At 37.3% G+C, this 21,954-nt stretch carries 22 protein-coding genes, 1 rRNA gene and 1 riboswitch; of the genes, 18 read left to right on the top strand and 5 right to left on the bottom strand.

What is annotated here, in order from left to right:
- Positions 1 to 7: 7 nt before the first annotated feature.
- A riboswitch (SAM riboswitch) is annotated at positions 8 to 100 on the bottom strand.
- A gap of 144 nt (positions 101 to 244) precedes the next feature.
- Complete coding sequence (locus IEU51_RS09115) at positions 245 to 1,312, top strand: PHP domain-containing protein (RefSeq protein WP_186086574.1); 1,068 nt, start codon at positions 245 to 247, stop codon at positions 1,310 to 1,312.
- A gap of 143 nt (positions 1,313 to 1,455) precedes the next feature.
- Here the strand turns inward: IEU51_RS09115 and IEU51_RS09110 are convergent, their stop codons facing one another.
- On the bottom strand, positions 1,456 to 3,057 hold the full coding sequence (locus tag IEU51_RS09110) for a BCCT family transporter (RefSeq protein ID WP_186086571.1): 1,602 nt from the start codon (positions 3,055 to 3,057) through the stop codon (positions 1,456 to 1,458).
- A gap of 329 nt (positions 3,058 to 3,386) precedes the next feature.
- Between IEU51_RS09110 and IEU51_RS09105 the strand changes: the two genes are divergently transcribed.
- Together IEU51_RS09105 and IEU51_RS09100 are read left to right on the top strand one after the other, a co-directional pair.
- Complete coding sequence (locus IEU51_RS09105; RefSeq protein ID WP_229713944.1) at positions 3,387 to 3,839, top strand: VOC family protein; 453 nt, start codon at positions 3,387 to 3,389, stop codon at positions 3,837 to 3,839.
- A gap of 16 nt (positions 3,840 to 3,855) precedes the next feature.
- Positions 3,856 to 4,239 (top strand): VOC family protein, encoded by a 384-nt coding sequence (locus IEU51_RS09100; protein WP_229713943.1) that lies wholly within the window; start codon positions 3,856 to 3,858, stop codon positions 4,237 to 4,239.
- Positions 4,240 to 4,283: 44 nt separating this feature from the next.
- Here IEU51_RS09100 and nhaC (IEU51_RS09095) read toward each other — a convergent pair whose 3' ends face one another.
- Positions 4,284 to 5,771: a Na+/H+ antiporter NhaC gene (nhaC, locus tag IEU51_RS09095; RefSeq protein ID WP_186086568.1), complete on the bottom strand. Its 1,488-nt coding sequence runs from the start codon at positions 5,769 to 5,771 to the stop codon at positions 4,284 to 4,286.
- Between the two features lie 151 nt (positions 5,772 to 5,922).
- Between nhaC (IEU51_RS09095) and argH the strand changes: the two genes are divergently transcribed.
- Complete coding sequence (gene argH, locus IEU51_RS09090; RefSeq protein ID WP_186086565.1) at positions 5,923 to 7,239, top strand: argininosuccinate lyase; 1,317 nt, start codon at positions 5,923 to 5,925, stop codon at positions 7,237 to 7,239.
- A 62-nt stretch (positions 7,240 to 7,301) separates the two neighbouring features.
- On the opposite strand, the gene nhaC (IEU51_RS09085) is transcribed toward argH, so the two are convergent.
- Complete coding sequence (gene nhaC / locus IEU51_RS09085) at positions 7,302 to 8,759, bottom strand: Na+/H+ antiporter NhaC (protein ID WP_186086562.1); 1,458 nt, start codon at positions 8,757 to 8,759, stop codon at positions 7,302 to 7,304.
- Between the two features lie 193 nt (positions 8,760 to 8,952).
- Between nhaC (IEU51_RS09085) and IEU51_RS09080 the strand changes: the two genes are divergently transcribed.
- The 3 genes from IEU51_RS09080 to IEU51_RS09070 are packed head-to-tail and all read left to right on the top strand — an operon-like array spanning position 8,953 to position 10,697.
- Positions 8,953 to 9,306 carry a hypothetical protein gene (locus tag IEU51_RS09080; RefSeq protein WP_186086559.1) on the top strand — a complete coding sequence of 118 codons (354 nt, stop codon included), beginning with the start codon at positions 8,953 to 8,955 and terminating at the stop codon, positions 9,304 to 9,306.
- Between the two features lie 18 nt (positions 9,307 to 9,324).
- Complete coding sequence (locus tag IEU51_RS09075; RefSeq protein WP_186086556.1) at positions 9,325 to 9,918, top strand: ribonuclease H1 domain-containing protein; 594 nt, start codon at positions 9,325 to 9,327, stop codon at positions 9,916 to 9,918.
- Complete coding sequence (locus IEU51_RS09070; protein ID WP_186086553.1) at positions 9,915 to 10,697, top strand: Cof-type HAD-IIB family hydrolase; 783 nt, start codon at positions 9,915 to 9,917, stop codon at positions 10,695 to 10,697. Before IEU51_RS09075 ends, IEU51_RS09070 begins: the two co-directional genes overlap by 4 nt.
- 112 nt (positions 10,698 to 10,809) lie before the next feature.
- Here the strand turns inward: IEU51_RS09070 and IEU51_RS09065 are convergent, their stop codons facing one another.
- Positions 10,810 to 11,109: a hypothetical protein gene (locus IEU51_RS09065; protein ID WP_186086550.1), complete on the bottom strand. Its 300-nt coding sequence runs from the start codon at positions 11,107 to 11,109 to the stop codon at positions 10,810 to 10,812.
- A gap of 160 nt (positions 11,110 to 11,269) precedes the next feature.
- Between IEU51_RS09065 and IEU51_RS09060 the strand changes: the two genes are divergently transcribed.
- The 3 genes from IEU51_RS09060 to IEU51_RS09050 are packed head-to-tail and all read left to right on the top strand — an operon-like array spanning position 11,270 to position 13,927.
- Positions 11,270 to 12,580, top strand: a complete 1,311-nt coding sequence (locus IEU51_RS09060) for an MFS transporter (RefSeq protein ID WP_186086547.1) — start codon at positions 11,270 to 11,272, stop codon at positions 12,578 to 12,580.
- A gap of 4 nt (positions 12,581 to 12,584) precedes the next feature.
- The gene (locus IEU51_RS09055; RefSeq protein ID WP_186086544.1) at positions 12,585 to 12,902 is read left to right on the top strand and encodes a PadR family transcriptional regulator; all 318 of its coding nucleotides are present in this window, start codon (positions 12,585 to 12,587) and stop codon (positions 12,900 to 12,902) included.
- 2 nt (positions 12,903 to 12,904) lie between these two features.
- Positions 12,905 to 13,927, top strand: coding sequence for a DUF4097 family beta strand repeat-containing protein (locus IEU51_RS09050; protein ID WP_186086541.1), 1,023 nt, complete (start codon positions 12,905 to 12,907; stop codon positions 13,925 to 13,927).
- Positions 13,928 to 14,224: 297 nt separating this feature from the next.
- Here IEU51_RS09050 and IEU51_RS09045 read toward each other — a convergent pair whose 3' ends face one another.
- A complete protein-coding gene (locus tag IEU51_RS09045; RefSeq protein ID WP_186086538.1) occupies positions 14,225 to 14,881 on the bottom strand; it encodes a metal-dependent transcriptional regulator in 657 nt (218 codons plus the stop codon).
- Between the two features lie 135 nt (positions 14,882 to 15,016).
- Here IEU51_RS09045 and IEU51_RS09040 point away from each other — a divergent pair, with 135 nt between their 5' ends.
- From IEU51_RS09040 to IEU51_RS09005, 8 genes are all read left to right on the top strand, one after another.
- On the top strand, positions 15,017 to 15,337 hold the full coding sequence (locus IEU51_RS09040; protein WP_186086535.1) for a hypothetical protein: 321 nt from the start codon (positions 15,017 to 15,019) through the stop codon (positions 15,335 to 15,337).
- Positions 15,338 to 15,358: 21 nt separating this feature from the next.
- Positions 15,359 to 16,663: a pyrimidine-nucleoside phosphorylase gene (locus tag IEU51_RS09035; RefSeq protein ID WP_186086532.1), complete on the top strand. Its 1,305-nt coding sequence runs from the start codon at positions 15,359 to 15,361 to the stop codon at positions 16,661 to 16,663.
- An 8-nt stretch (positions 16,664 to 16,671) separates the two neighbouring features.
- The gene (locus tag IEU51_RS09030; RefSeq protein WP_186086529.1) at positions 16,672 to 17,817 is read left to right on the top strand and encodes a UTP--glucose-1-phosphate uridylyltransferase; all 1,146 of its coding nucleotides are present in this window, start codon (positions 16,672 to 16,674) and stop codon (positions 17,815 to 17,817) included.
- Complete coding sequence (trhA, locus tag IEU51_RS09025) at positions 17,814 to 18,533, top strand: PAQR family membrane homeostasis protein TrhA (protein WP_186086526.1); 720 nt, start codon at positions 17,814 to 17,816, stop codon at positions 18,531 to 18,533. Before IEU51_RS09030 ends, trhA begins: the two co-directional genes overlap by 4 nt.
- A 14-nt stretch (positions 18,534 to 18,547) precedes the next feature.
- Complete coding sequence (proC, locus tag IEU51_RS09020; protein ID WP_186086523.1) at positions 18,548 to 19,342, top strand: pyrroline-5-carboxylate reductase; 795 nt, start codon at positions 18,548 to 18,550, stop codon at positions 19,340 to 19,342.
- A gap of 95 nt (positions 19,343 to 19,437) precedes the next feature.
- Positions 19,438 to 20,487 (top strand): Mrp/NBP35 family ATP-binding protein, encoded by a 1,050-nt coding sequence (locus tag IEU51_RS09015; protein WP_186086520.1) that lies wholly within the window; start codon positions 19,438 to 19,440, stop codon positions 20,485 to 20,487.
- Entirely contained in the window at positions 20,484 to 21,233 is a 750-nt protein-coding gene (locus IEU51_RS09010; RefSeq protein WP_186086517.1) for a KinB-signaling pathway activation protein, read from the top strand. The genes IEU51_RS09015 and IEU51_RS09010 overlap by 4 nt, the downstream gene beginning before the upstream one ends.
- A 316-nt stretch (positions 21,234 to 21,549) precedes the next feature.
- Positions 21,550 to 21,954: ribosomal RNA gene (locus tag IEU51_RS09005) — 16S ribosomal RNA — on the top strand; the annotation flags it as partial.

Here is a 21,954-nt window from a genome sequence, read left to right as displayed (position 1 = left end):
TGATTCTCACTCATCTGTCAGGTTTTACCTGCTGGAATTGGCACCTGTAATCGGTTGCCGGGCTTCATAGGGCCAGTCCCTCCACCACTCTGGATAAGCAATTATTAAGTTGTATGTTACTATATCGAACAAAAAAACAATTGTCAACCAAATGTTTGAATTTACTGAAAATTTACATTTGCTCAATATAAACTTTATGTCGATTTAGTACGATTAAATTGAGTAATTGAGGAGAGTGAATGGAATGAAAATTGATATGCACGTGCATTTAGAAGAAGGGCCGTATTCCAATCGATTCTTTAAGAAAACAATCAAATCTATATACGAAATTGAGGGCAAGAAAGATAAGCGCTCAATCTATGATATGACTGAGAAATCCGAATTATTTTTGAAACGCATGCAAGAAGGGGATTATTCAGAATGGTGGATGGATCACTATCTTAAAGCAGCGATTAAAAATGAAGTAAAAGTTGTTGGTATTATTGACCACTTGTACAGATTTTATGAAGCGAAACAGTACTATAAAAAATATATGGATATCTCTAAATCTAAAGATGGTAAAATCCAGGCGAGATGGCTGAATCAAGTGATGTGGCATTACATCGATGATTTTATTCACTTAGTGGAGTCTCAAAAAGAAAAGTGGGCGAGCTACGGAATCGAACTTCGTGTTGGAATTGAAGTCGATTATTTTGATGGTGCCGATGAAGAGCTTAAAAATTTGTTAGAGCCATATGAATTTGATTATGTGGTAGGTGCTGTACATTTTAACGATGGACTGATGATTAGCAATCCGAAATTGTTGCCTACATTTGAGAAAATCAAGATCGAGCATTTATATGAAACGCATTACAAGACGACAGAGCTTGCGATTGAGAGCGGTCTGTTCGACATGATGGCGCATCTCGACAATATTAAGATTTTAGGAAAAGTTGACGAATTACAGTTACTTTATCTTTATGAAGAAATCGCGAAATCATTGAAGACACATGATGTAGTGTGCGAGTTGAACGCAGGTATGCGATATCACACGAAGTTAAAAGAAGTGTCACCGTCTAAGAAATTTGTGCAAATAATTTCAAGACATGGTGTACCATTTACGACGAGTTCAGACGGACATTTCCCGAATGATCTCGGTAAATATAATAAAAATATGCGACGCATCTTGCGAGACGTCGGCGTAGATGAGATTGTTGGATTTAACAAACGCGAGCGCGAATACTTCAGCTTAACTGGCGAAGACATTACTGATAAACACATGGGAACCCAATCGAATAAGAACGAAAACGAAGAAACTCCCACATATTCTTAGAATGTGTAGGGAGTTTTAATATGGGGTTTATCTTTTAGATCGGCCCTATCTTAAAATAAAAACTTTAAAAATGATAAAAACCAGCTTCACCCCACAAAAAAACCTATACACTCGGGCTTCTCCAAAGTGTATAGGTCTATAATTTAGAATACGTTGTCTGGGTTTTCACGTTCCATGTCTTCGTCTGGGTATTCTTCAACGTGATCGATATATTCTTCAAATTTTTCTGGGTCTGGCGTGATTGTCAGACCGAGGTTCTTACGTTCTAAGTTTGCGTCTTTAAAGAAGCTGATGAGCATGAGTATCACTACGATACTGAATGGGAAAGCGGAAATGATTGCTGCTGCTTGCAGTGCGTCTAGTCCCGACTCTCCTCCAGTAAGTAATAATACGAATGCGATACAAGATAAAAGAACACCCCAAACCACTTTTACGCCGCCTTTAGGGGAAAGTGATCCGTATGAGGTTTGCATTCCTAGTACGAATGTTGCTGAGTCTGCTGATGTGATAAAGAAAATCGTCACGAGTAATAGTGCAATGAAACTTAATATCGCACCGAGTGGTAACTCGTTAAATATCGCGAATAACTGTGTTTCTGGTGGTAGGCTAAGAATTGTTTCAGCTTGTTGAGCCACTTGTATACCTGTCGTACCAAATACGTTGAACCAAATAATTGCAATTACTGAAGGTACGAGTAATACCGCGACAATGAACTCTCGGATTGAACGTCCCTTAGATACACGTGCAATAAAGATACCAACGAATGGACTCCAACTGATCCACCAACCCCAGTAGTAAACTGTCCAGTCAGCGAGCCAAACTTTCTTCTGTTCAAACAATGGCGACACATCAAAACTGTTAAACAGGAATGAATCTAAGTACATACCTGTAGATGTTGTCATCATGTTTAAAATTAAAATAGAAGGTCCAATTGTAAATACAAGAACTAAAAGTATTCCTGCAAGGACCATGTTGATGTTACTTAAATATTGGATTCCGCGTGATAGTCCGCTCCATGCACTTATTAAGAATAGTGCTGTAATAATAATGATAATTATCATTTGAATCCAAATGTTTTGTGGTAATCCGAATAAGTAATTAAGACCAGCGTTAATTTGCAATGTACCAACACCAAGTGATACAGCAACACCGACTACTGTTGCGAATACCGCAAGTACGTCTACGACTGTACCGAGTGGTCCATCTACTTTGTCACCGAATAATGGACGTAAAGTTTTAGATAAAAGACCATCTTCATTTTTTCTAAATTGGAAATATGCTAGAGTTAACGCAACAATACCGTACATTGCCCATGGGTGGAATCCATAGTGGAAAATTGTTGCTCTCATTGAATCCATCATTGCTTGTTTTGTTTCGGGATCTGCGTTAGGTGGCGTAACAAAGTGAGAAATAGGTTCTGCAGCACCATAAAATACAAGCCCGATTCCCATACCTGCTGAGAATAACATCGCAAGCCATGAAATTGTATTAAATTCCGGTTCATCATTAGGTTTACCGAGTTTAAGTTTTCCGATTGGACTAAACACTAAGAACAAACAGAACAATACAATGAACGTCATCGTAATCATGTAGTACCAACCAAACTTATCCGTAATCCAAGCACTAACGCTTCCAGTAGCAGTACCGAATTTGTCTGGCATAAACACACCAAAAAGCACCATAACAAATACGACTATGGTCGCATAAGTGAATACGGGAGAAAATTTTCTTGTTCCTTTAGACATTTGTTTATCTCCTTCTGATTTTTAGTCACAGTGTAAAATGCTACCCGTTTTGTAAAGGTAAATAAACCGTTTCTCGAAATAAATAATAGAAAAAACTCTCTATACTTATAAAGGTACAAAAAGATTTTCAATTCACAACTATTTCTTCAATCTATTTAAGTTTTTAAGATTGTGTTTATCTTCTTATTCAACTCTTTTATAGGGCGTTTTCAAAACGTTTTTATAGGGTAATTTTATATTAGTATTCAGAAAAAAGGGATTTTAAACCACTCATATAACTATAGTTATATTTACACTAAAGACAAAATAATCATATAGGAGGAGTAACAATGATTAAAGCAGTTACTTATTTTAACTTTGAAAATAGCTTAGAAGCTCTGGAATATTATAAGAATAACTTTAATGCAGAAGTCGTGACGCGCACAATGGGTAACGACCCAGTATTTAGAGATATGCCGGACGAATATAAGATGCCTGAAGAAGTTGCGAAAAAATTTGTTATGAATGCAGAGTTTAATATTTTAGGAAGGACCTTCATGGTCAGTGACACGATAGGTAATAAACCTATTAATAACGAAGGGGTTAACGTATGTTTCACATTTGACGGAGATAATGATGTCGAACGTGAACGCATTACAGAATTCTTCTACAAAGCGATTGAACGTGGGTGTGAGGAAGTGATGCCACTAGATAAAACAGAGTGGACAGATTTATATGGTATGTTTAAAGATCCGTTCGGAATTACGTGGATGGTCAATGCCGTATATGAAGAAATTCAATAAAATTAGAGGTGCACGTATGATAAAGTCATTAAAACAAGTGATGTTGTATGTTGAAAAATTTAACGATACAGTTGAGTTTTTCACTGAAGATTTAAGGTTTGTAATATTAGATGAAATGGAACTCGTCGAAGGGTTTAAATCCGTAACAATTGCTCCTTCAATAGATAATGAAACAGAGATCGTGTTATTTGATAAGAAGTTTATTAAAAAATACAGTCCAGAAGTCTCACTAGAAACACCGTCACTGATGTTTAATACGACAGATATCGATAAGTTGTATACAGAATTAAAAGCAAAAGAAATCACGGTTTCTGAACTTGTTGACATGCAAAACTTCCGTGTGTTTAATTTTAGTGACCGTGAAGGCAACTACTTTGCTGTATCAGAATTGAATCAGTAAATAATAAAGACTCTCCCAAAAAATGGAGAGTCTTGTTTATTATCTTATACATTTGTACTTACTGACGGAATTTCGTCGTCATCATTTCCATATATCTCATGTAATAATTCTTCTTTTTCTTTGTCTGTAATCTTCGCAATTCCAATGCCTGTAGCTGCAAGTATCATCGCGATGATTGGTGCAGTAAAGTTCAGAATCGTAAATGGTGCATATTGCCAAGCAAACACACCAAGTGTTCCGTAGATATACACACCGTCTGTACTCCATGGTACGAATACAGATGACAGCGTACCACCGTCTTCTAAAGTACGAGACAAGTTTTTTGGTGCAAGATTTCGTTCAATATATGTTCTTAAATACATACGTGACGGTACGATGATTGAAATATATTGCTCGGCACAAGATACGTTTATGAAGATGGAAGAGAAAATCGTTGTTGTAATCAAGCCGAACGTTCCCTTCGCAATCTTTAAAATATAGTGCATGATAGATTGGAGCATACCAGAATATTCCATGATTCCGGCAAAAGTCATCGCGATAACGGCCATTGATACGGTGTACATCATTGACATGAGTCCGCCACTGTTAAAGAGTCGATCGACAGCAGCATTTGATGTATCAATCACAAATCCATTCGTCATAGTATCAACAGCAGTCGCCACACTCCCACCTTGTACAAAAATATGACAGAAGAATCCAATCAATGCACCCATGAATAATGCAGGACCTGCTGGCATTTTAAAGAGGATTAATACAAGGACAGCGATAGGTGCTAAGAATAACCAAGGTGATATAACAAAGTGCTCTTGCATGGTGAACATCATTTCATCTATTTTTTCTGTTGATATATTCTCGCCACCAATGACATTCGTTCCAATAAAGAAAAATGCAATAAATGTGATGATAAGTGCTGGCACTGTTGTCCATAACATGTGTTTGATATGGTCAAAGAGATCCACATGCGTGAGCCCCGAAGCAAGGGTAGTCGTATCCGAGAGTGGTGACATTTTATCTCCAAAATATGCCCCAGAAACAACAGCACCCGCAATCATTGCGGGGTTTATATCCATGCTAAGTCCGATACCCATCCCAGCAACACCGACGGTTGCGATGGTAGACCAAGAACTTCCGATAACGACTGAAATAATAGAACAAATTAATAAAATAGTAACTAAGAAATACGTTGGACTAATCAGTTGTAAACCATAGTAGATCATCGTAGCAACAATTCCGCCACCAATCCATGAACCGATGACAAGACCGACGAGCATAAGTATGATTACTGCAGGTAGTGCGAGTCGAATTCCTTTATACATAAACTCTTCAAGCTCATGCCACTTGTACCCTGCGGTCATCGCAACAATTGCGGCAGTTGCAGTTCCTATAACAAGCGGAATATGCGGATCCACATCGAGTTTAATCACCGCATAAAGCATTGAAATAATCATAACGACAAAAGGGATGATAGCAACAAACACATTAAAACGGTTCGTGGTGTCTTCTGTGATAATCGTCTTTTCTTCATCTGACATAATAATTCACCTGCTACTTTCTTTATACGCAATTGTATACCTTTCTAATTAAAATTAAAAGATGAATTTTTATTTACATTAAAGAATAATTATAATAATATATGATAAGTATAAAGGGTATTTGAACAAATTTATTTAAAAGGATGATTGTATGAAGTTATGGGGTGGACGTTTTAAAAACAGTAGCGATGAGTTAATGGAAGCTTTTAATTCATCATTAGAAATTGACAAAAGGCTCTATGAAGAAGATATTATAGGCAGTATTGCGCACGTCAACATGCTTTTTAGCCAAGGAATCTTGTCGGATTTGGAACACGATAAAATTATAGATGGCCTAGAGTCAATTTATGATGATATAGAATCAGGTGCGCTTCTGATTGCAGGCAATCACGAAGACATCCATTCATTTGTAGAATCAAATCTTATAAGTAGAATCGGTGAGACGGGTAAGAAACTTCATACCGCGCGTAGTCGTAATGACCAAGTTGCTGTCGACATGCGCTTGTATGCACGAAAAATGGCACATGAACTTTTGGAAGTATTAGACTCATATCTAGAAGTACTCACTGAAAAAGCACACAATCATCCGTATCTTATGCCGGGGTATACACACTTACAACGTGCTCAAGTGGTAACGTTCAAACACCACCTGCTCGCATACTTTGAAATGGCGAAACGCGACAAAGCGAGACTTTTAAATGCACTCGAAGTGTTAGATGAAAACCCACTTGGCGCAGGTGCTTTAGCAGGAACAACACATAACATCGACCGTGATTACACGACTGAACTGTTGAACTTTAAAAAGAAAAAAGAAAATTTCATGGATGCAGTGAGTGATCGTGATTATCAGATTGAACTCACAAACGTTTGTACGATGATTATGATGCATCTATCTCGTTTATCAGAAGATATGATTTTATGGTGTTCACAAGAATTTGGATTTGTAACGATGGATGACCGTTACTCTACAGGAAGTAGCATTATGCCGCAGAAGAAAAATCCAGATGCGCCCGAACTCATTCGTGGGAAAACAGCAGTTGTTTACGGCGCACATACAACGTTACTTTCTATGATGAAAGGACTGCCACTCACTTATAACAAAGACATGCAGGAAGACAAAGTGCAGTTCTTTACGGCGATTGACACGACACTGAGTTGTCTCAGAATAATGACAGAAGTCATTAGAACGATGACAGTGAATAAAGAAAACATGAGAAATGCAGTTGAAGCGGGCTTCCTAAATGCGACAGAACTCGCGGACTATCTCGTTCAGAAGAATGTGCCATTTAGAGATGCACACAGAATCGTAGGAGAAGTCGTCCTTCACTGTGAAGAAAATAATAGTACAATAGAATCACTCGAAATCGATACGCTGAAGAAGTTCAGTGAAATGATTGAAGATGACGTATATGATTATATTGAATACGAAAATATTTTAACTAAGGGCATTAAGAAAGAGCTGCTTTAATGAAAAAATGCACGCTTCTCATAGGAGAGTCGCGTGCATTTTTGGTTATTTTATAATTTATATTAAAGTGTCGCGTTTGCGGCATTCGGATTTTTATCGGTACCGTAAATTTCTGTTAACAGATTTTCTTTTTCTTCGTCAGAAATCTTCTTAATACCAATGCCCGTTGCTGCAAGAATCATTGCAATAATCGGCACTGAGAAGTTCAGAATCGCGTACGGACCATACTCCCAAGCGGCAACACCAAGTGTTCCGAATATATACACACCACACGTATTCCATGGGATAAATACAGATGTTAACGTACCACCGTCTTCTAATGAACGAGATAAGTTTCTCGTATCCAAATTCTTTTCAACAAAGCTACGTAAGTACATACGTGAAGGCACAACAATCGAAATGTATTGCTCTGAACACGTTGCGTTTACAAATAGAGCAGAGAAAAGTGTCGAAGTAATAAGACCAAACGTACCTTTAGCAATCTTAAGAATTTGTTCCATAATAGATTTCAGCATACCAGAATATTCCATAATGCCCGCAAATGTCATCGCAACAATCGTCATAGACACCGTATACATCATATCCATAAGACCACCACGAGTAAATAGCTTATCAACCGCTTCATTTCCGGAAGTAAGTTCAAACCCATTAGTCAATGTGTCGACCGCACTTGAAAACGCACCACCTTGCACAAAAAAGTGACACAAGAAACCCATCACTGCACCCATAAATAACGCAGGAGCTGCTGGCATTTTAAACAAGATAAACACAACAACTAAAACAGGAACAAGCAGTAACCATGGAGAAATCACAAAGTTGTCTTGCATCGTGACTAACATAGTATTTACAGAATTTGTATCAAATGTTTTCGTATCGATAACGTTAAATCCAATAAAAAAGAATGCAATTAACGAGATAATTAAACCAGGAATCGTTGTCCACATCATGTGCTTGATATGATCGAATAAATCTGTGTGTGTTAAACCTGAAGCCAGGTTTGTCGTATCAGATAGAGGTGACATTTTATCTCCAAAATAAGAACCAGAGATGACTGCACCTGCAGTAATTGCCGGAGAAATCCCCATGCTCATACCAATACCCATCCCTGCGACGCCAATCGTTGCCATTGTAGACCATGAACTACCTGTCGCAAGAGAGACAATTCCACAAATAATAAGTATAGTAACTAAGAAATAAGTTGGGTTAATAATTAATAAACCATAATAAATCATTGAAGCAACCACTCCGCCACCAATCCAAGAACCGATGACTAGACCAACGAGTAAGATAATAATAATCGCAGGTAGCGCGAGTTTAATACCTTTATACATAAATTCTTCTATTTCTTTCCATTTATATCCAGCAGTTAGTGCAACAATTGAAGCAGTAGCTGTACCAATTACGAGAGGGATATGCGGATCGACTTTTAAAACAATGACTGCAATTAACATTGCGAAAATCATAACGATAAAAGGAATAATAGCAACAAAAACGTTAAATTCTTTTTCTTTTAAATCCAATCTTTTCACCTACATAACTGTTATATAGTTATTGTAAACGTTTGCGTAAGCGATTTACAGAGCGAAAAAATTTATTGTTTATAATAAAAAATTCTTTTTAAGGGTAAAGAATAAATGATAGGAAAGTTTGCATGACACTTTCATTAATCAAAAAACGCATAAATGGTAGAATAAAAAAGGAGGGTAAAACTCTATGAAACGTCTCATTATTATCTTTACATTATTACTTGTTGGTTGTACAACGAATGGAGAGGATCCTGTGAAAGAAGACACAACACAAGAAGAAAACACGATAACAACAAATGAAGATCGCACACTTTATATCGTCTCATTTAAAGAGTATGTAGAAGACAGCGAACTTGAAGCGTACGGCGTGACAAAAGATATGATTGATGGGGATATGGAAACACTAAAAATGAAATCTATCTTTTTAACAGATGAAGAAAAAGAAAAACTAGAATCATTTGATGCTGTTAGCTATATAGAGGAAGACGGGGAGGTCAGTATCCCTGAAGGCCCAAGTGAAAAAAATAATGATGCAAAATAACGAATGTAAGGTGAATGTATGTCTAAGTTTTATGCAGTAAGAAAAGGGCGAACGCCCGGAATATATAGAACGTGGCCAAAAGCACAGCGTGAAGTCACTGGATTTAAAGGCGCAGAGTTTAAATCCTTTAAAACATCTGAAGAAGCAGAAGCCTATATGAATGATTCTGAACAAGAAATTGTATTAGATGGGTTAATCGCTTATGTGGACGGTAGTTATGATAAACGCATGAAACGCGCTGGATTTGGTGTTGTTTTAATCGACAACAATGAAGTAATTAAAGAAGTAAGTGAGGAAACAAATATCGATCCTGAAGACAATCTATGGAACGTGACTGCTGAAATTGAGGGCGTATTATTCGCAGTGAACTACGCAATTGATAATGGCTATGAAAAAATTCACGTCTACTATGACTATGCAGGTTTAGAGAAGTGGGCGAAGAAAGAATGGCGTGCAAATAAGAAAACGACAAAAAGATATCAAGATACAATGCAAGAATTGATGCAACAAATCAAAGTCGATTTCATAAAAGTTGCGGCACATACTGGAGATTTTTATAACGAACGTGCTGACGATTTAGCAAAACAAGCAATTTTTGGAGGTAAAAAGTGAAGAAATTATTCTTTTTTGATATAGATGGAACGTTGTTAGACAGTGACAAAAACTTACCAGAATCAACAAAATATGCAGTAAAAGAACTGCAGAAACAAGGTCACACTGTGGCTATTGCGACAGGACGTGCGCCATTTTTATTCAAAAAAATTAGAGATGCGTTAGACATCGACACATTCATCGCATGTAACGGGCAGTATGTCGTTGTAGATGGCAAGGTGATCCACAAAGAAGCACTTGCTGAAGCGGATCTCGTTGAACTAACAAATTATGCATTAGACAATGACCATCCGGTCGTCTACATTGACCACGAAGACATGGCGACCAATATGGAATCTCATATTCATGTTGATGAAGGACTTGGATCTCTAAAATTCGATCAAGACCCAATTCATGACCCAAATTATTTTGAAGATCGTGACATCCTCCAAGCACTGCTGTTCTGTGAGGAAGGTAAAGAAGCACCGTATGTAGAGAAATTTCCGAACCTCGATTTTCTGAGATGGCATCCAGTTTCACTCGACGTGATGCCAAAAGGTGGTAATAAAGCGGAGTCAGTCAAACGTGTTCAGGAGTATTTAAATTTAGAGGATAAAGACATCTATGCATTTGGTGACGGGCCAAATGATTATGAGATGTTAAAACAAGTTGAAAACTCAGTCGCGATGGAGAACGGTGTAGAAACTACAAAATCTGTTGCCAAACTTGTCACAGATCATGTAGATAACGACGGAATCTATAAGGCGTTTGTGAAACTTAATTTAATTAAAGAAATGTAAAAAGGCGTATTTCCTAGGAAATACGCCTTTAATATGTCTAAACTCAAGTGTTTTCTGTTTATTTATACGATAGACAGAAAAGAAATCGAAATGATAACCATTCAATACATGATTATTTATCTGAATTTTTCTCAGTTTGATTTGCCTTTTCAAACTCAGGAATTGTAGTTTTATTGATTAACCATTTTGAATCAGTGTTTTCTAAGTACAATTGATTCTCTTCTCTAATCTTCTCAAGTTCTTTTCTCATCTCTTTATTTTCTAGTAAATAATTTTCTTGTTTGACGCGCTCTAATTCAGTAAGCGCTTCAATCTTTTTAATTTCTTGTATTCTTTTATTTTCGGGAATACTTAAGACCTGCATAGTAATAGGTAATACGACTGCTACCGCGATTAGGAAAATCCAGAACATAAAATCACCTCGTCTTAGAATTAGTTTAAGTATATATTAAATATTTTCTAAAATCTATATTGCATTGTTCACTAGTGAGTGATACGATATAGTTAATATTACATGTAAATCCTATTTTTTTAAAATGCTATATCGTAATTCGATATAGATGGAGGGTGCTATGAATACTGAAGGTGTATTTAATCGTAAAGAAAAGTTTAACTTGTTCCTCTATCTCTTTAGCCGCGGGTTTTTATCTTTTGGTGATTCGATGTATTCATTCGCCATATCATTCTTTATTTTGTACGAAACAGGATCAGCACTCGCTTCCTCAATCAACTTAGTTGTATTTACTCTAGTGAATTTAATTTGCTTGCCATTCGCAGGATATATTGCAGATAAATACAATAAAAAAATTATTATTATTATCGGTGAACTGATTGATCCAATTATTATTTTAGGATTACTTATTTACACAATGAATTATGGATTTGACTTAACAGCGATTTATATCGTCACGGGTATCACAACATTTACAAGTGCATTTGTTGGGAATTCATTCCAATCAGCGATGACAGAAATTTTTAACGCACTCCATATGCAAAAAGTGATGGGGTATCAGCAGAGTATTATGAGTCTTTCAAACATTATTGCACCGGCGACGGCAGGTGCATTAATTGGACTTACGTCACTTGAAGTCATTCTTGGGATTTTTGTAGTGTTAGGTTTTGTGGCTGTTTTTATCGATTTAATTATTGATTTTAAACTGCACTATGACGAGAGTTTGTATGAGGAAACAGAAGAACTGACATTTTGGAATGATTTAATGGAAGGTGCGAGACACATCATGAAGTCTGATGTGTTAAGACCACTTGTTGTGTTCTTAGTGTTCATCAACTTTTTTGCATCACTCATGAGCATATATCCGTCAAAGGTACTTATTGTAGAACTCGGGCTTAGAAGTGAAACTGTAGGAATCGTGTATGCAGTAATAAGTCTCGGTTCAATCATTGCGAGTGTGTCTATCGCAAAAATTAAACGATGGGAGAATCCTGTTCGTGTAACAAAGATTTGTTCATTGATATGTGCAGGACTTCTGATGTTGTTTGCGGTACCGATATATCTACCGGTATCATTGACAGTGAAAGTAATTATGATTTCAGCATTATTTTTGGCAAATGCGATTACACTTACATTTTTAAACACGCCGATGATGGTCTATTTCCAAACAGCGATTCCGCAGCGTGTTAAAGGACGCGTGTTATCGATGCTTTCAATATCATCCATGTCCGTAATGCCTATTGGTGTAGTCATTTATGGATACTTTTTAGATTTAGATTATTATTTAGGAAGTACGCTTGTCTCAGGAATTATGGTGTGTGTAGTAGTGATGTTTACATTACCAAACACACTGATTATGCGAAGTAAAAAAGAAATGGACGACATTTTAACAATAGAAAAAAGTGTGACAGAGTCTCTAGTAATGGAGTGAGATTATGAATGTACAATTTAAAAAAGGAGTACTCGAGTTGGTGGTCTTAGAAGAGATAAAAAAGACCGACCAATATGGATACGAGCTATCTCAAAATATCGGAAAGCACTTATCTATTGCAGACGGGACGCTATACCCAATGCTCAGAAGACTCGTTAAGGAAGGTGTACTCGAAACATATTCAGGAAAAGAATCGAGTGGACCTGCACGAAAATATTACAAAATTACTGATAGCGGAAAAATACATTTAGAAGCACTCAAAGTAGAGTGGCGTGAACTCGTATCAGCAGTTGAACGATTAATTTCAGAAAAAGAGGGATAATTATGGATCGTTACGAATATCTAGGTACTTTAAAATATTACTTGAGAGGCATTTCTGAAAAAGAATCTAACCAAATTATAGAAGAATTTAAGTCACATTTTGTTGAAGCGGAAATGAGCGGCCAAACGGACGAAGAAACTGCGGAATCACTCGGCGATCCAAAAGCAATCGCTGCTGAGATTTTAGAGGAGTACGATGTAAAAGAAGACAGACAAACATCTGAGCCACAAGGCAATGGGTTTGGTGGGTTTATCTCTAACCTTGTCGACAAAATTACACAATCTGCAGTTGTTATAGACTTAAGCAGTAAAAAAGAAGATAAAGATATAACTGCTGAAGTAGTGAGAAGCGAGGCGGTTATTACGGATCACTTCAGCAACGTAGATTTAAGAACAAAACTTTCTGATGTAACTGTGAAAACACATGACAGAGACGACGTAATTATTGAATCTAAGAAAGATCCCCATTTAGTATATAAAATTCAAAATGACACGCTAGAAATTACTGAAAAGAGTAAAAAAGAAGGCGGCTTTATAGGGAAATTTACAAACAGTGATTCAAAGTCTGTTGTTTATCTACCAAAAAAACATTATGGGTCATTTGAAATGAGAACGTCAGTGGGTGCTTTAAAAATTGATGAAATTAGCGCGAACGAGGTGACATTAAACAGTAGTGTTGGAGAATTAAAAGTAAGAAAGTTAGAAACGGACACATTGACGGTTAAAGCCGCAACAGGTGAAGTAAAAGTATCCGATGTGACAGCAAAACATGTAAAAGCATCCATCGCGACAGGAGACCTAGATTTAATTGGATTGAACCCAGATGCAAACATTGAAATATCTGTTTCGCTCGGAGACGCGACAATTAAATATCGCACAGTACCGACAGACGTGACAGTAGATATTACAGAAAATATGGGATCCGTAAAAACAAACGGACTGTTCGAGAAAAAAGGCGCGATTGGTACGGGTACAACAACAATCAAAGGAAAAGTTTCGATGGGAGACTTGAAATTTAAGATATAAAGACGATGTGGTGGTAATTGAAGGATAAGTTGAACTTTTGGGGAGAGCTTGTTTTTATCTAATTTTTAAAGATAAAAACAGTATTCTATAGCTCATAACTAGAAAACGGAATGATCTGTAGGTTGAATCGTTGCGTTAATGCCAAATAAGATTAGATTACTGAAAGAACCGGCCATCCGCAACACTCCATACGAACAAGTTAAACACCCCATCCTGAGAAATTCCAGATAAACAAAAAGCGCCCACTCACCAACTGTTCCGCTGGTGAGTAGGTGCCTGTTTTTATCTACATATATATTAGTCTTCTTTTTTTACGAATATATAGTGAGACGTTTTTTCTGAGATATAAACGTCTTCTCCATTTGTTTCATTGTATATGTGAAGTAAGTCCAACGATTTATCGAATTCTTTTACAATAATTATATCGAGTAAATTCAAATTGTGGTTTTTAAAATATACAAGGAGTTTTTCTTCATTCACGTGGCGCAGAATTTTTACGCGCACACCCTTACCAACTTCTGGCAAAGGGATGGCCTCATTGTCTTGTTCTTCTATTTTCTTAAACGAAATAGCACCGCCATGTGGACAGTAGTCTGGTTTTCCCAGGAAATGATAGAGTTTATTCGCGAGCGTATCTGATGTCGCGTGTTCTAAAACTTCTGCCTCATCATGAACCTCTTCTAAACTAAATCCAAGATGTTCTACCAAGAAAACTTCCCACAATCTATGTTTATGAATCAGCTTCTTCGCTTCTTCAACTCCATTTTCTGTGAGCATGCTGCCTCTATAAGGTACATATTCAATCCAACCCATTGACACTAGGGTATGCATCATTTCAGTCACAGTTGGTGGTGAAATACCAAGCTTTTTAGCAATTTCTTTATTCGGTACACGAGTAACTCTGCCGCCGAGTTCATATATAATTTTTAGATAATCTTCTCTTGTAGGACTCAAATGTACCTCCACCCTTCGTCACCTTACAATTATGAACAAATATAACGGATACTGCAAGGAACGATTCGGTTTTTAGTTATCATTTCCCTTATATTTAGATATAATTAAAATAAATATGTATGTGGAGGGATTTCCATGTCAAACCTTGGTCAGACAAATATCTTCGACGATATGATTCGTGAGAATGAATCGTTTGTTATCGTCGTACAAGAAGTCATGGATCAGAACGGTCTGTTACAAAAGAAAGTGTTAAGGGAATATCAAAGTTTAGATAACGAAGCAATGCAGAATTTATTTGAGCATTTAAAAGATGTATACTTAGACGAAGTGCTGAGCGAGCACGGCACGTATTTTGACATCACAGTGTATACAAATGAAGATTACGCTGGTGAAAATATTTATGCGCACACAAAACGCTATCGAAACAAAAAAGAATGGACAAAAACTTCGAAATAGGTTTAAGGGAGATTTTAAATTATGAGAATGATCGATATCATTACTAAAAAAAGAGACAACAAAGAGTTAACTAAAGAAGAAATTGATTTCTTCGTCCAAGGGTACACAAACGGTGAGGTACCAGATTATCAAGTATCTTCACTCTTAATGTCAATTTTCTTCAACGGCATGACTAAAGAAGAAGTATCTAACTTAACGATGTCTATGGTTATCTCAGGTGACCAAATTGACTTATCAGCAATTGAAGGAATTAAAGTTGATAAACACTCGACAGGCGGAGTTGGCGATACAACTACATTAGTACTTGCGCCACTCGTAGCTGCTGTTGGCGTAAGCGTACCAAAAATGAGTGGACGCGGACTCGGTCACACAGGTGGAACTGTCGATAAATTAGAAGCGATCGACGGATTCCACGTTGAACTCGACAAAGATGAGTTCATCGAACTCGTAAACAAAGACAAGCTTGCAGTTGTAGGTCAATCAGGTAACTTAACACCTGCAGATAAACTCATCTATGCATTACGTGACGTAACAGCAACAGTAGATTCAATCCCATTAATCGCTTCATCAATTATGTCTAAAAAAATTGCGGCTGGTGCAGATGCAATCGTTCTAGACGTAAAAGTAGGTGACGGTGCATTCATGAAAAATGAAGAAGATGCACGTCAATTAGCTGAAACAATGGTAGAAATCGGTAATTACGTAGGCAGAAACACAATGGCTGTAATCTCAAGTATGGACGAGCCACTTGGACTTGCAATCGGTAACGCAAATGAAGTCATCGAAGCAATCGAAACATTAAAAGGGAAGGGCCCAGCCGACTTAACAGAACTGTCACTCGTACTTGGTGCACAAATGGTCGTGTTAGCTGGTAAAGCAGACTCATTAGAAGAAGCACGCAAGATGCTTGAAGGCGTAATAGAAGACGGCAGTGCTTTAGAGAAATTCAAAGTTTTTGTTAAAAACCAAGGTGGAAACCCAGACATCACTGAAGACTACTCATTATTACCACAAGCTGAATTTAAAACAGAAGTTAAAGCGACAGAGTCTGGCTTTATCTCTAAAATGGATTCAGAAAACCTCGGTGTTGCAGCGTCAATCATCGGTGCAGGTCGTCAGACAAAAGATGATGTGTTAGACCTTGCAGTTGGTATTATGCTAAACAAAAAAGTTGGAGACAAAGTTGAGGAAGGCGACGTTTTAGCAACAATCGAGTCAAACAAAGAAGATGTTGCTGATACAATCGAGCGCGTTCGTGCAGCAATTCATATTTCAGATGAAAAACCAGAAACGAAGTTAATTAAAGCAATCATTACAGGAAAGTAGGAAGCTATATGTTAGAACAATTTGTACCACAGTTTGAAAAATTAGGCCAAGCGTCACAGAAAAAAGTGAAGGAGACATTTCAGTCACTGGATCTAAACGAAATTAAAGACACTTATCAAGATGTTTACGTAAATTCTCGTGAAGTGGACGTTACGAACGTAGGCGATGTGCCGTTTACGAGTGTTCAAGATGTGGATAAAAATTATCTAACATTACTTGCCGAAAAAGCAATTGGTAGTGGTGAAGTTGGGGTATTACTTATGGCTGGTGGACAAGGGACACGATTAAATCACCCAGGTCCAAAAGGAACATTCAGTTTTGACGGCGTGTCTTTATTTGAATTACAAGCAAGACAAATTTTAAAATACGCTCTAGATGATACGTTACCAGTTCATTGGTACATCATGACAAGTGACATTAACCATGAAGAGACACTCGCATTCTTCAAAGAAAATGAGTACTTTAATGTGCCAAAAGAAAATATTCATTTCTTTAAGCAAGAGCACTTCCCTGCACTAAGTAAGGAAGGGCATTTACTTCTGACTGAAGACAAAGAAATCATGATTACACCAAACGGTAATGGCGGTATTTTTAGTGCGTTAAAATCTAGCGGACTATTAGAGGACATGAAAGAACGAGGCATTAAACACGTATTTATGAATAATGTCGACAATGTTGTCGTAAAAGTATTAGACCCAGTGTTAGTTGGTCTTCACATTGAGAAAGATAATGAAGTCACATCAAAATCTATCGCTCCAAAATCTGGTGAAAGTGTGGGTAGATTAGCAAACATTGATGGTAAAAAAGGGGTAGTAGAATATACAGAGTTGCCAGAAGGTGCAGCGGATAAATTCCAAAATGGAAATATCGGTATTCACGTATTTAGTACGGACTTTTTAGAAAAAGCAGCAGCAACTAAAATGCCGTATCATTTAGCCAAAAAGCAACTCGAATATTTAGATGAGGATTTAAATCTGGTCAGAGAAGAAGCACTCAAATTTGAGAAATTCTACTTCGACGCATTTAAATCTGCAGATAAACACCACACACTACAAGTTGAACGTAAAGGAGAATTCTCACCTCTTAAAAATCGTGAAGGTAAAGACAGCGTCGAGACTGCATTCAACGATTTAAAGAAAGAAGGAATTCTATGAGCAATGAAAAAACATCTTTTAGTCAGGATTCAAACTTCCAAAATGACTATGTATCTGACAAAATCGAGCACAGTTTAAAACACATCATCCCACTTTCATTTGGTGAAGAGGTGGGGAACAGTGTGTCTCATGGTGCGGCGGCGATTGTGTTTATATTATTGCTTCCGTTCACGGCTGTTTATATGTATCTTAATGGTGGCGTATGGCATGCTGTTGGTGGGTCAATCTATGTAATTACAATGTTGTTTATGTTTTTAACATCGACAATCTACCATTTTATGGAGCCTAAATCTCAGCATAAATATGTCTTGCGTCTCATAGACCATAGTTTTATATATCTGGCGATTGCAGGATCGTACACACCAATTGCGATTTCAGTCATCGGTGGTAAATGGGGAATCACCGTACTCATTATCCAATGGGCTGCAGTAGTTTTTGGAATTTTATACAAAGTGCTTAGCAAAAAAGTGAACCCTAAAGTTAGCCTCGCGTTTTACCTCATTATGGGATGGATGGTTGTACCGTTCTTGCCTATGATTATTATGAAGAGCAACTGGATGTTTATCTTGATGCTCGTTCTAGGTGGCGTTGCGTATACAGTTGGTGCGTGGTTTTATGCACAGAAAAATAGAAGGTACTTTCATATGATATGGCATCTATTTATTGTACTCGCTGCTGTCCTTCAGTATATCGGAATAGTATTTTACATTAATTAATGGAGGAAGATTCTATGAAAATTGTATTTTACGGCATCGGTAATATGGCATCAGCAATATTTAAAGGTATGATAAATGAAGGTATTAAACCAGAAGAAATTTATGTTACAAGTACTCCAGGAGATCCGTTCTTAGAACGATATAAAGAAGAGCTCGGAGTTGTGCCTTCTTTAGATGATGCATTACTACTACGTGATGCGGACTATGTTGTTTTCGCAACAAAGCCTCAAGACTTTGATAGCGTTGTAGAACGTGTGAAACCTTATCTAGAAGATAAAACCATACTCGTCTCTATCATGGCAGGTACGACAATCAAAACAATTCAAAACAAATTGAATGGAAACGAGACGGTTAGAATTATGCCGAACACAAATGCAGTGGTCCAACATGCTGTAAATGGTGTGGCATTCTCTGATAACTTTACAAACAAAGAAGAACTCCTTGGTCTCATCGAAACGTTCGGAACGAATGTACTAATCGACGAAAGTGAATTCAATCAGATTACTGCAGCGACTGGATCTGGTCCAGCATTCTTGTATCATATTTATGAGAAATATTCGGACAGTTTAGTCAATCTTGGCTTCAGTAAAGAGCAGGCGGATGTGCTGACACGTGAACTCGTGATTGGTACCGCTGAAATGATTAAGAATTCTGACCTGCCCCTATCAACGTTACGTGAAAACATTACTTCGAAAAAAGGGACGACGGACGCAGGACTGAAGTCATTATACAAACATGATATAGAAGAAATGTTTGATCAGACACTTGAAGCGGCGAAGACTCGTGGAGAGGAACTTAGTAAAGACTAAATCCGAACACATAGTTCGGATTTTTTTCGTTTTTATAAAAGTTTGTTATGATAAAATAAGATTATACATAACACGTATTTTGAAAGGTGACTAGAATGATTACAGAAAACACAGTACGAGAAATTGTTGGGGAAATAAATGATCCAATATTAAACGTTCCTATTAAGGAAACGAATGGAATTTTAAGTGTTAGCGTGATTGACGATAAAGATCACGTGAGCTTAAAAGTTGCGATTGGCCGATTAGGTGGGCAAGAGCAACTTGATCTACAAATTGAGATTGTAAATAAAGTGAAAGAAGTGGGTGCTGCTTCTGTTGGTCTCCGTTTCGAAGAACTTCCACAAGATGAAATCGAAAAACACAGAGCAACAACAGGTAATGAATTCGAAAAAGAATTTAAACTTGGACACACTGAGTTTATCGGTATCGCATCTGGTAAAGGTGGAGTAGGTAAATCTACAGTATCAGTAAACCTTGCGGTTGCATTAGCAAAAGCAGGTAAAAAAGTTGGACTTATTGACGCAGATATTTATGGGTTCAGTGTACCAGACATGATGGGTATTACTGAAAAACCACAAATTGACGGACAAAAAATTGTTCCTGTTAAACGTCATGGAGTTGAAGTGATTTCTATGGCATTTTTCGTAGAAGAGAACACGCCAGTCATTTGGAGAGGACCAATGCTTGGTCAAATGTTAACAAGCTTCTTTAAAGAAGTTGTTTGGGGAGACTTGGATTATCTATTATTAGACTTACCACCAGGAACAGGTGACATTGCGTTAGACTTACACCAAATGCTTCCAACAAGTAAAGAAATTATTGTAACAACACCACACCCAACAGCAGCATTTGTTGCAGCACGTGCAGGTGCAATGGCAAAACACACTGAGCACGAAATTCTAGGTGTGATTGAAAATATGTCATATTATGAAGTAAAAGAAACGGGCAACAAGGAATACATCTTTGGTAAAGGTGGCGGTGAGAAACTTGCAGAAGAGCTCGATGCACCATTACTTGGTCAACTTCCAATTGGACAGCCTGAATTAAATGAAGAAGATTTCGCTCCTTCTATATATACTGAAGGAATCATTGCAGACGAATATAAACGTATTGCAGAGGGAATCATTAAGGAAACGAGTAAATGAGTTCTAAGTATTTAGTGAAATTTTATTTTGTCACGCTTATAATCGGAGCAATTGCGTCTACATTCATTAGTCTATTCACAGAATATAGCAATGTGACGGTGCATTTATTTAACTTAAATATCGGAGAGTTCTTATTAGGACTTGTATGGATCATAGGATATGGACTGTTAATCGCAACAGTGAGCCAAGTAGTCTTCTATATATACCTTTTTATTAACCCACTCGGTTTAGGCATATTTAGAAAACTTTGGCCATATGTTCAATTACTACTTATTATGTATGCGATATTCGATTTATTCTATTTACGATTCACCAGACTTGGAACAGATCACGGGACAACACTACAATTTATTTGGGTTCCAATCATTATAGTAATTGTAGGATTTGTCGTTGCATACTATAAGATGAAACAGACAAACGATAAGAGTGTATATATTCCAGCACTGTTCTTTATGATTTTCATGACGTCACTTACTCTACTGCCATTTATTTCAGTGGAAGATACGACATGGATTTACCGATCTGTATTCACAGTACTTATATTAAATGCATACCAATTACTTAGATTACCGAAGTACATTGAAGAATCTAAACAAGATAAAATAAATAGAGGCGTAACCTCCAAGGCACTTCGCAATGAAGAACTGCGCAAAGAAGAAGAAAAACGTGCAGAAGAAAGAAAGGCGAAAAAGGACCGCCAAGTCAAGACACGCAACAAACTTAAATATCGTAATAAAACACGTTAAACAAGGGATTAGGACAATTTTAAAATTGTTCTAATCTTTTTTGATTAAAACACTTGCCAAAAGATTAAACACTTGGTATTATATAAAAGTCGTCAAATTCCTGACGCACAAACAACCAAGAAAATTAACATAAAATTAATTTAAAATTAATGTTGCATTAATAAACACAGCGTGTTATATTAATTAAGCAACTGTTTCAGAAAGAACATTGAAAACTGAATGACAATATGTCAACGTTAATTCCAAGAAAAATACTCTACGGAGTAACTGAGAGAACAGTATAAAACACGGATAAATTTGAGCTAACTCAAATTCTTTTATGGAGAGTTTGATCCTGGCTCAGGATGAACGCTGGCGGCGTGCCTAATACATGCAAGTCGAGCGCAACTTCTTATACCGAACCTTCGGGTTCACTTTAAGAGTTGAGCGGCGGACGGGTGAGTAACACGTAGGCAACCTACCCTTAAGACTGGGATAACTACGGGAAACCGTAGCTAATACCGGATAATACCTTTACTCAAAAGAGTTAGGGTTGAAAGATGGATTTTCTATCACTTAAGGATGGGCCTGCGGCGCATTAGCTAGTTGGTGAGATAGTAGCTCACCAAGGCGACGATGCGTAGCCGACCTGAGAGGGTGATCGGCCACACTGGGACTGAGACACGGCCCAGACTCCTACGGGAGGCAGCAGTAGGGAATCTTCCGCAATGGACGCAAGTCT

Origin of the sequence: Phocicoccus schoeneichii (assembly GCF_014635565.1) — a bacterium.
In the GTDB taxonomy this organism is placed as follows: Bacteria; Bacillota; Bacilli; order Staphylococcales; family Salinicoccaceae; genus Phocicoccus; species Phocicoccus schoeneichii.
This window is presented reverse-complemented; position numbering and strand designations above follow the sequence as displayed.

Excerpts from the sequence above, each read along its gene's own strand:
- IEU51_RS09010 (WP_186086517.1), top strand. The coding sequence starts at position 20,484 with ATGAGTTCTAAGTATTTAGTGAAATTTTATTTTGTCACGCTTATAATC.
- IEU51_RS09105 (WP_229713944.1), top strand. The coding sequence starts at position 3,387 with ATGATTAAAGCAGTTACTTATTTTAACTTTGAAAATAGCTTAGAAGCT.
- IEU51_RS09080 (WP_186086559.1), top strand. The coding sequence starts at position 8,953 with ATGAAACGTCTCATTATTATCTTTACATTATTACTTGTTGGTTGTACA.
- IEU51_RS09030 (WP_186086529.1), top strand. The coding sequence starts at position 16,672 with ATGTTAGAACAATTTGTACCACAGTTTGAAAAATTAGGCCAAGCGTCA.
- proC (WP_186086523.1), top strand. The coding sequence starts at position 18,548 with ATGAAAATTGTATTTTACGGCATCGGTAATATGGCATCAGCAATATTT.
- IEU51_RS09040 (WP_186086535.1), top strand. The coding sequence starts at position 15,017 with ATGTCAAACCTTGGTCAGACAAATATCTTCGACGATATGATTCGTGAG.
- IEU51_RS09060 (WP_186086547.1), top strand. The coding sequence starts at position 11,270 with ATGAATACTGAAGGTGTATTTAATCGTAAAGAAAAGTTTAACTTGTTC.
- IEU51_RS09100 (WP_229713943.1), top strand. The coding sequence starts at position 3,856 with ATGATAAAGTCATTAAAACAAGTGATGTTGTATGTTGAAAAATTTAAC.
- IEU51_RS09115 (WP_186086574.1), top strand. The coding sequence starts at position 245 with ATGAAAATTGATATGCACGTGCATTTAGAAGAAGGGCCGTATTCCAAT.
- IEU51_RS09055 (WP_186086544.1), top strand. The coding sequence starts at position 12,585 with ATGAATGTACAATTTAAAAAAGGAGTACTCGAGTTGGTGGTCTTAGAA.
- nhaC (WP_186086568.1), bottom strand. The coding sequence starts at position 5,771 with ATGTCAGATGAAGAAAAGACGATTATCACAGAAGACACCACGAACCGT.
- IEU51_RS09075 (WP_186086556.1), top strand. The coding sequence starts at position 9,325 with ATGTCTAAGTTTTATGCAGTAAGAAAAGGGCGAACGCCCGGAATATAT.
- IEU51_RS09035 (WP_186086532.1), top strand. The coding sequence starts at position 15,359 with ATGAGAATGATCGATATCATTACTAAAAAAAGAGACAACAAAGAGTTA.
- trhA (WP_186086526.1), top strand. The coding sequence starts at position 17,814 with ATGAGCAATGAAAAAACATCTTTTAGTCAGGATTCAAACTTCCAAAAT.
- IEU51_RS09050 (WP_186086541.1), top strand. The coding sequence starts at position 12,905 with ATGGATCGTTACGAATATCTAGGTACTTTAAAATATTACTTGAGAGGC.
- argH (WP_186086565.1), top strand. The coding sequence starts at position 5,923 with ATGAAGTTATGGGGTGGACGTTTTAAAAACAGTAGCGATGAGTTAATG.
- IEU51_RS09015 (WP_186086520.1), top strand. The coding sequence starts at position 19,438 with ATGATTACAGAAAACACAGTACGAGAAATTGTTGGGGAAATAAATGAT.
- IEU51_RS09110 (WP_186086571.1), bottom strand. The coding sequence starts at position 3,057 with ATGTCTAAAGGAACAAGAAAATTTTCTCCCGTATTCACTTATGCGACC.
- IEU51_RS09065 (WP_186086550.1), bottom strand. The coding sequence starts at position 11,109 with ATGTTCTGGATTTTCCTAATCGCGGTAGCAGTCGTATTACCTATTACT.